This window comes from Calditerricola satsumensis, assembly GCF_014646935.1.
In the GTDB taxonomy this organism is placed as follows: domain Bacteria; phylum Bacillota; class Bacilli; order Calditerricolales; family Calditerricolaceae; genus Calditerricola; species Calditerricola satsumensis.
In genome coordinates this window covers 1-8,296 of record NZ_BMOF01000070.1, presented here as the reverse complement: position 1 = coordinate 8,296, position 8,296 = coordinate 1, and the positions used below count along the sequence as shown (strand labels likewise).

Sequence of the window (8,296 nt, the reverse complement as noted above, 5' to 3'; positions counted from 1 at the left end):
GATTTTCTCGTGAGTGACCGGCTTCACTTCGGTTAGGTTTTTATGTGAGTTGACACGTGAACGCGGTCGAGCTCACCGGTAAACCTCCGGCTTGAGCACGCCGATGTAGGGGAGATTGCGATACTTTTCGGCGTAATCCAACCCGTACCCGACGACAAACGCGTCCGGAACGACAAACCCGCAGTAGTCGGGCTTCAGGTCGACCGTACGTCGATGCGGCTTGTCGAGGAGGGTAACCACCTTGACCGATGCGGCATTGCGGCGCTTGAGGAGGTCGATGAGGTAGCTCAGCGTCAGCCCGCTGTCAATGATGTCTTCGACCACCAGGACGTGGCGCCCCTCGACCGCCGTGTCGAGATCTTTCAGGATGCGCACGACGCCCGACGATTGCGTCGACGCGCCGTAGCTCGACACGGCCATAAAATCCATCTCCAGGGGAATGTTCATCTGCCGAACCAGGTCGGTCATGAAGAAGGCCGCACCTTTCAGCACGCAGATGACGAGCGGGTTTTTTCCGGCGTACTCCGCCGACAGGATCTCCCCCAGCTCGCGCACCTTCTCCCGAATGGCCTCTTCCGAGATGAGCACTTCCTTTATGTCCTGATCCATCGCTCGTTTCCTCCTGCTGCCAAACCCCATCTGCTTTTACCGTTACGCGTCGTTCTCCACTTCCATGTATAAAAATCGGCGCGTGGCGGCGGTCACCGGCGCTTCCGCCGACCGCCGCACGCCAGGCAGCCACAGGATGGTCTCCCCGGCGCAAATCACCGGCATCCTGCGGCGCACCCGATGCGGCACCTTCTCGTCGATCAGGATGTCCTTGACCTTCTTGTGTCCGGCAAGCCCCCACACCGTCATGCGGTCGCCCGGCCGGCGCGCGCGCACAACGAGCGGACCGGAAAGCCGCTTGTAATCAAACACGGCCCACAACGGAGAGAGCTCCCCGTCCTCAAGGGGCCGGTCCGTCACCCGGCAGCGAATCGTGCAGCCGAGTTCCGGGACCAGCGTTTCCCCGGGAACGGCCAACGGATAGCAAAAGTCGAGCCCTTCTCTGCTGTCCGGTTCGCCGCGCCCAAAGACGAGCACATCGTAATCCGTTTCCACCCACCACGCACCGGCAACGCGGTGGCATCCGGCGGGCTTGTCCGATGCGGCCAGACGGCGCACCGCCTCAATGTGCGCAAAGAATCGGTCGGGCTCGTCCACACACAGATAACTTAATATTAGTTTAATCACCCGGCGTTGTAAAGCCAGGGGGAGACGGACTAAGGCCTGTCGGTCGAGCACCACGCCATCGGCGGTGCGCCGGCGAAGGGCTCCCTCAAGGGCTTCGCGCGCCCGCTCCTCGAGGTAGGCGTCCTCGGCCCGCGCCACCTCGGCCAACTGGCACACGGCCTCTGGAAAGCGCGGGTTGAGGGCCGAAAGGAGCGGCACCACGTCGAGGCGCACGCGGTTGCGCAGGTAGGCGCGGGAGCGGTTGGACGCGTCGAGGCGGTAGGGCACGCCATGGGCCGCGCAGTAGGCCTCGATTTCCGCTCGCCGCACGTGAAGGAGCGGGCGGATGAGGGTGGCAGACCCTTCCGCCCGCGAGATAGGGATGCCCGCCAGCCCGCCGACTCCCGTGCCGCGAACCAGACGCATGAGCACCGTCTCCACCTGGTCGTCGGCGTGATGCCCCAGGGCGATCTTCCCCGCTCCCGCCTCCTCGGCGGCTTCCCGCAGGGCCGCGTAGCGCAACTGGCGTGCGGCCACCTGCAGGCCCAGGCGGTGTTTGGCGGCATGCGCGCGCACGTCGACGCGCACGACGCGGCAGGGCACGCCGTGGGCGCGGCACCAGTCCGCAACGAAGGCCGCGTCGGCATCCGCCTCCGCGCCGCGCAGTTGGTGATGGACATGGACCGCGGTAAGGGACAGGTCGTATTCGTCGCGCAACGCAAGGAGCACATGGAGCAAGGCCATCGAGTCGGGACCGCCCGACACGCCAATCACCACGCCGTCTCCGCGCTCGAGGAGCCGGTAGCGGCGAATCGTCTCACGCACGCGTTCGCGCATGGGGCCCCCTCCTCCGAAACGCGGCAAACAGCGCCGTCCACAGCGAAAGCCCGGCGGCAATGGCGCCGGCGGACAGCAGGGTCTGCGCGCCTACCGCCAAGCCTCCCGCATACTCGCCGTGGAAAAAGGCCAGCATCGTCCGGTACGCCAGCCCGCCCGGAACGAGGGGAATGATGCCCGGAACGACAAACAAGGTGACCGGCACGCGCCGGCGCACGGCCAGGAGCTGGCTGAGGGCGGCAACGAGAAAGGACGCGGCAAAGATCGCCCCGAGCAAGCCCATCCCCATCGCCATCAGGCCCCGGTACACGAGCCAGCCCGCCGCCCCGACCAGCCCGCCCCACACCAGTTCGGCGCGCGGGACGCCAAACAGCATGCCGAAGGACGCGGCCGCCACAAAACTGAGCAACCCCTCCACAGCCCCGGTCACACGCCGTCGCCTCCAGACCGTACACGCTTCATTCGGCCACCAGTCCCAACAGGAGCGCCACGCCCGCCGCCACCGCGAGGGCGGTGAGCGCCGCCTCTGCGCCGCGCGCCAGCCCCGACACCAGATCACCGGCCATCACATCGCGCACGGCATTGGTGAGGGCCACACCGGGAACAAAGGGCATGAGCGCGCCGATGAGGATGGCGTCCCGGTCGGCCCCCCACCCCGCGGCGAAGGCGAGCACGGTGGTCAGAGCGCTGAAGAAGGCGGCCACCGCTTCGGCCACAAAGCGCATGGCAAAGAGGCGCTCCACCAGCTTGAGGGCCACATTGGCCACGAGACCGGCGGCAAAGGCCGGCCCGAAATCCGGCCACGACCCGCCAAACAGCAGGGCAAAGCTGGCGCTGGTGGCGCCGGCGGCCAGGTGCGCCAGCCCGTCGCCGTACGGAAAGGGCGCCGTCTCAACCCGCTTGAGCTGCCGAAACGCTTCCGCGGCCGTCATACGTCCGTCCACGTAGCAGCGGGAGATCTCGTTGACCGCCGCCACTTTGCTCAAGTCCACGGTGCGCGCCGCAATGCGCTGCACGCGCGTCTTGACCCCTTCGGCCGTCACGCACGATAGGAACACGCCCGTCGGGGTGGCAAAGCCGTGCGCCTCCTGCACGCCGGAGGCCATGGCCATGCGCACCATCGTCTCTTCGGCGCGATACGTCTCCCCGCCGTTTTTCAACACGAGGGCCCCGGCGAACAAGCACAGATCCAAGATGTCGTCGGAGGAAGGGGGAGACGGGATCCCGTGCGGCGTCGCGTCCATCGCTGCATCACTGCCTCTCCCACCACGCTGCGCTCGCGAGCAAAAACCACGCCACCGCGACGGCACACGCGCCGACCAGACCCGCCGTCAAACGATCGCGCGGCGGGACGGCGCTTAAGCCCGCGTCGGACGCCGCAGCCAGCGCGCGGCGCATCGCTCCCGCGCTTGCCCACCGCCCATGGAGCGCCGGCTCCAGAACCGGCCGATACGGTGCCAGTCGCGAATCCGCCCGTATTATATCACAAAGCGCCGCCACCGACCGCTTCCGGTTGAAAAAAGCGGCCAGGCGCGCTTCCCCGATGACGGCGGCCAGGAACGTGAGCGCCGCGGCAAACAGATCGTACGCGGGGTCCGCCGTGCGGCCGCCGGCGCCCCACGCGGCCCGGTCGTACAATTCGCTGTGGGCGCGCACGAGCCGGCCCTGGGGGGTCACGCCGCCAAAGTCGACCACCCCCGCGCGCGGCGGCGATCCCGGTGCCACGAGGACGTTAGCCGGTTTCAGATCGCCGAAGACAAGCCCGGCGGCATGCAACCGCTCCAGGACATCCAGAATCTGCTCCAACACCGCCGCCGCTACCTCCGGCCGACGCCCAAAGGAAAAGCGGTTGAGGGGCACGCCCTCCACCCAGTCGAGGGCGAGAAACAGCACCGGTCGGCCCCCGATGTCGGCTTCGTCGACGTCACGCAGAAAAGGCCCAAGGGCTGCCCCTCGGGCCTCGAGGTCCCGCAACGTGACCGCTTCCACCAGCACGCAGGCCTCGTCGGCGGCCACCTTTAGCGCCACACGGCCCATCGGCCCCCAGGCCGCGTACACCGTCGCCGTTGCCCCTCGGCCGGCAACGCGTTCGATGCGGTACGCGTTGCCGTGCCAACGGCCGCAAACGACGGTTCCGGGACGCAGTTCAACAGACACATGCTCAAAAGACGTAGTCACGAAGCAATCCCCCGTCGGACGCGCGGCCGGCGGCGTTCTTTTCCGACGCGGGCGGGAGCGCGGCAAACCCCCGCGCTTCTCCCGAGGCAAGGCGCGGCCGAAAGTGGGCCAACGCCGCCCGCAGCGCCGGAGCCGTCGGCGTGAGCCCCGTCGGCGGCCGTTCCAGGGCCAGGCGGGCCGCCGCGCCGTCCGTCGTCCAGTCGACAAGGAGGTCAAGGTCTCCCTTGGCACCCGGGAAGGCGCCGACGGCCAACTCGCTGGGCCCGGTACGCGCAGCCAAGCAAAGGAAAAAGTCCCGTACCGCCCGGCGTACCGTGGGGACCAGCGGCGCCATGCTGGCACTGGTGTCGAGGAGGAGAAACACGCGCAGGCGGCAGGCCTCGGCCCACGTCTCGATCGAGGCCGCCAGGCGCGCGCGCTGCTCGGGCGCCAGGCTCGCCGCGTTCCCCTCGGCGAGAAGCGTCCGCAGCTCCTCGCGCACCACGGCGTGCAGCGTCCGCGTCATCGCTTGCCGCGTGACCGCCTGAACCGTGTGCGACAGCCGCTCCGGCTGGGCGAACTGGCACACCCCACCGCCCGCTGCAGCAATGCGTTCGGCTTCCCGCCGTCCGTGCTCCCCAAGGGTCTGCCCGTGCAGGACGCCGATCACGTTGACCACGATGCCCTGCCGCCGCGCTTCCGCCGCCGCTTCGACCGGATCGCCCCCGACGTTGGAACACCCGTCGGTGACGAGCAGAATCTGTTCCAGAACCATCTCGCGCAACGCTATCGCCTCCCGCCGACCAAGGATTCTGAAAAGACGGGACATTCCCAGTATCGACGGAAGGCGCGATGCGCATACCTGCACGGCGGCGGATACGGCCAGCGGAGACGAACGCTAGCTGACAACGCGCGGCCGTTCAACGGGACGCAGGCGCGGCATCTTAATGGTGGCCCACTCGGGGACGTACGGATCGATGCGCACGACGGCCACCGTCATGTCGTCGTGGATGGCGCCGTGGTGGTGGCGCACGACCTGCTCGAGCAAGAGATCCGCCACCTCCTGGGGATCATCGGTGGCCAGATCGGCGATCATGCGCTTGAGGAACCGCTCTTTGTTTTCCACCTTGGGCGCGTCGTACACGCCGTCGGTGAGCATGATGAGCAGGTCGCCGGGTTTGAGGCCAAGCGTCACGACGTCCACCTCGATGTCGCGCAGGATGCCAATCGGCAAATTGCCGGCCGTCACGGTGAACACCTCGCGTCCGCGCTTGATGAAGCTTGGCGTCGAGCCGGTCTTCAGGAACTTGGCCTCCGCCGTATGCAGATCGAGGATCGCCAGGTCGAGGGTGGCGAAGGTGTCCTCGGTGGTGCGCAGCGAGAGCAGGGCGTTGACCGATTTGATGGCCATCTGCTCGTCAAAGCCCACGCACAGCATCTCCTTCAGGAGCTCCAGCGTCTCGCTCGACTCCCGGTGGGCGCGCTCGCCGTTCCCCATCCCGTCGGAGAGGGCCACGGCGTACCGCCCATTCCCGAGGTCGAGGGTGGCAAAGCTGTCGCCGGAGAGCCAGCCGCCGTCCTTGGCCACCGCGGCGATGGCCGACGCAACCCGGTACTTGTGGGCCGTCCGCAGGCACATCGTGCAGTACCCGTCGGCGTAAGCCTGACAACGCTTTTCGGCCACGGCCACCGTCTCCCCGAGTAGATCGGACACCAGCGGGGCGACGATTTTCTCGCATTCGTCGCGGCCGTTGCAGCTCGGCTGGCTCACCTCGATGTCGACGTTGCCCTCGGCCAGGTTGTAGATGTCCACCTTGCGCACCGACAGGCCGATCTCCTCGAGGGCCTCGCGAATCTGTCCCTCCTGCACCCCCAAGTCCTGGCCCTCGCGGCGAATTTCCGCGGCAAAATCGCCCATCACCCGCGACACCCCGCTCAACTGCTCCGCCACCAGCTGTCGGCTGTCCCGGATGCGCTGGTTTAGGAGGAGGCGCTCGCGGAACGCCGGGTACTGGTCCGCCATCACCTTGAGCACGTCCTGCGCCTTGAGGCAGTGGCGCTTCCACTCAAAAGGGATCTGGCGTCGATATGCGCCGTCCGCCGCCACAACCCCGGCAAAGTACCGCATCCAGTCGTACGTCTCCTCGGCCTTTTCGCCCCAGCAGACATCCTTCCTCCGGCAGACGTTGCACGTGACGGCGGTCACGCCACTGAGAAAGGCATCCATCTCCTTCATCACGTCCGTCTTGCCGTCTGAGGCGTCGCGATCCGCCTGGGCAAAACTGTGCGCCAGCTTCTGAAAAAGGTGCGCGAACTGTTCAATGCGCGCGGCCGTCGCCTGCCGCACCTGGCGCATGTAGGCCTGCTGGCTGATCAAGTGCTCATGGGTGCCCGGGAGAAGCGCGGCCAACTGGCGCAACGGCACGCGCGGCGTCAGCACAAACAGGAACGCGGCCGCCAGCGATTCCCCAAGGGCGCTCCACATCCGCCCCGTTGGCTCCATATAGAAGGTGAAGAGGCTCGCGCCGATCAGGAGGCCGGCCACCGCCCCCGGCTTCCGCGCCTCGCGCAACAGCCCGCTCAAGAGCCCGGCAAACGCGAGCAGGCTCATCTGGTTGAGCTCGCCGATGTCGGCCAGGGTGAGCATCAGCCCGATCACCACGCCCGCCGTCACCCCGATCCCCCCGCCGCCCGCGAAGGCAAAGACGAGGAGGAAATATTGGGCCAGCACGTGGTGCACGGCCACGCCGAAAAACCGCCAGTCGATCGTGCCGATGAGCACGGAACCGAGAAGAATGAGCGCGCAGACCGCTTCTTCTTGGCGCAGCGGATGGCGGTACCGGCGTGACGTCATGAGGGGGAGGGCCTGTACAAAGATCAACGTCAGCAAGAAGCTGAGCGCCCCTTCCACCGCGTAGGCGACCGCCTGATAGACGGTCAAGGCGTTGGCCATACCGTAGGTGTACCCGGTATGGGCGCCAAACACCGCCAGCGCCGTCAAAAGCGGCGCGTGGGAGAGATCACTCCGCGCCACGCGTTTGCGGCGTTCCAACCCGAGCTGGAGGATCAGGTACATGGCGCACGAAAGGATCGTCACAAAGAGGTGGTCCGTCGACACCAACGCCGCCCCTCCGCACAGGGCGAGGACAATGGGCAGAACCCGATCGCGGCGCAAATGGTACGCCACCGCAAAAAACGGCACGGCAAACGGGGCCAGCCCTTCGACCAGCACCGCTTGTCCAAGCAAAAACCCGATCACGAGCAGGGGGACCCCCCACCGGATCCACCCCCGCTGCACGGCTTGCGCTCCCCTTTCGGCGGGTTCACCGGCTCCGGCCAGCCACGGGACCGGCCCGAACAATTTCCCTGTCCACCCATCCGTTTTGCGAAACATCGCGTTCGTCACCACCCATCTTCCTTTGGTGCCCCCATTATACGTCCCCCGTTTCGCAAAAGTCTGTCATTTCGTGCGCCTCGCGATGGGAATCTTCCGACATTCCTCTGCCCGTTCCCCGATCCCTCGAGCCGACTCGCCGCATCGCCCGTCGCGGCCGGAGCGCTTCTTGCCGCATCTGTCGAAGCCCGAAAAAAAGAAAAACGCCCGTTTTGGCTTGTTGCCGTTCGGGCGAGGATGGCGTGCGTTGGATGGTGGACGGTGACGGGATCGAACCGCCGACCCCCTGCTTGTAAGGCAGGTGCTCTCCCAGCTGAGCTAACCGTCCAGAAAAAAGAAAATGGTGACCCGTAGGGGATTCGAACCCCTGCATGCCAGATTGAAAATCTGGTGCGTTAACCACTTCGCCAACGGGCCACGCTGGTAGCGGCGGAGGGCCTCGAACCCCCGACCTTACGGGTATGAACCGTACGCTCTAGCCAGCTGAGCTACGCCGCCACCATATGGTTGCGGGGGCAGGATTTGAACCTGCGACCTTCGGGTTATGAGCCCGACGAGCTACCTGGCTGCTCCACCCCGCGTCGTTCACGTCAAGCAGTATACACTACCTTTTTGGATGTGTCAAGGGTCAAGTGGCTCTAGGTCAATAATTGTGGATGCGAGGTCAACCAAGCCAAGGGAACAAAAGCGAGG

General features: G+C 66.4%; 7 protein-coding genes and 4 tRNA genes. All 11 read right to left on the bottom strand.

What is annotated here, in order from left to right; all coding sequences use genetic code 11:
* Positions 1-72 precede the first annotated feature (72 nt).
* The 11 genes from hpt to IEX61_RS11495 all read right to left on the bottom strand — a co-directional run bounded on the left by hpt (position 73) and on the right by IEX61_RS11495 (position 8,184).
* Positions 73-609, bottom strand: coding sequence for a hypoxanthine phosphoribosyltransferase (hpt, locus tag IEX61_RS11545; RefSeq protein WP_054673231.1), 537 nt, complete (start codon positions 607-609; stop codon positions 73-75).
* 42 nt (positions 610-651) lie between these two features.
* Positions 652-2,052, bottom strand: coding sequence for a tRNA lysidine(34) synthetase TilS (gene tilS / locus IEX61_RS11540; protein ID WP_188818159.1), 1,401 nt, complete (start codon positions 2,050-2,052; stop codon positions 652-654).
* A complete protein-coding gene (locus IEX61_RS11535; RefSeq protein WP_229725861.1) occupies positions 2,033-2,482 on the bottom strand; it encodes a threonine/serine exporter family protein in 450 nt (149 codons plus the stop codon). The genes tilS and IEX61_RS11535 overlap by 20 nt, the downstream gene beginning before the upstream one ends.
* Positions 2,483-2,510: 28 nt before the next feature.
* Positions 2,511-3,296: a threonine/serine exporter family protein gene (locus IEX61_RS11530; protein ID WP_188818157.1), complete on the bottom strand. Its 786-nt coding sequence runs from the start codon at positions 3,294-3,296 to the stop codon at positions 2,511-2,513.
* 7 nt (positions 3,297-3,303) lie between these two features.
* A complete protein-coding gene (locus IEX61_RS11525) occupies positions 3,304-4,230 on the bottom strand; it encodes a protein kinase family protein (RefSeq protein WP_188818155.1) in 927 nt (308 codons plus the stop codon).
* A complete protein-coding gene (locus IEX61_RS11520) occupies positions 4,214-4,984 on the bottom strand; it encodes a VWA domain-containing protein (RefSeq protein WP_229725862.1) in 771 nt (256 codons plus the stop codon). Before IEX61_RS11520 ends, IEX61_RS11525 begins: the two co-directional genes overlap by 17 nt.
* Positions 4,985-5,107: 123 nt before the next feature.
* Complete coding sequence (gene spoIIE, locus IEX61_RS11515) at positions 5,108-7,603, bottom strand: stage II sporulation protein E (protein WP_229725860.1); 2,496 nt, start codon at positions 7,601-7,603, stop codon at positions 5,108-5,110.
* A gap of 252 nt (positions 7,604-7,855) precedes the next feature.
* A tRNA-Val gene (locus IEX61_RS11510) sits at positions 7,856-7,931 on the bottom strand.
* A 13-nt stretch (positions 7,932-7,944) separates the two neighbouring features.
* Positions 7,945-8,020 (bottom strand) — tRNA-Glu (locus IEX61_RS11505).
* Between the two features lie 4 nt (positions 8,021-8,024).
* A tRNA-Met gene (locus tag IEX61_RS11500) sits at positions 8,025-8,101 on the bottom strand.
* 6 nt (positions 8,102-8,107) lie between these two features.
* A tRNA-Met gene (locus IEX61_RS11495) sits at positions 8,108-8,184 on the bottom strand.
* Positions 8,185-8,296: the final 112 nt, after the last annotated feature.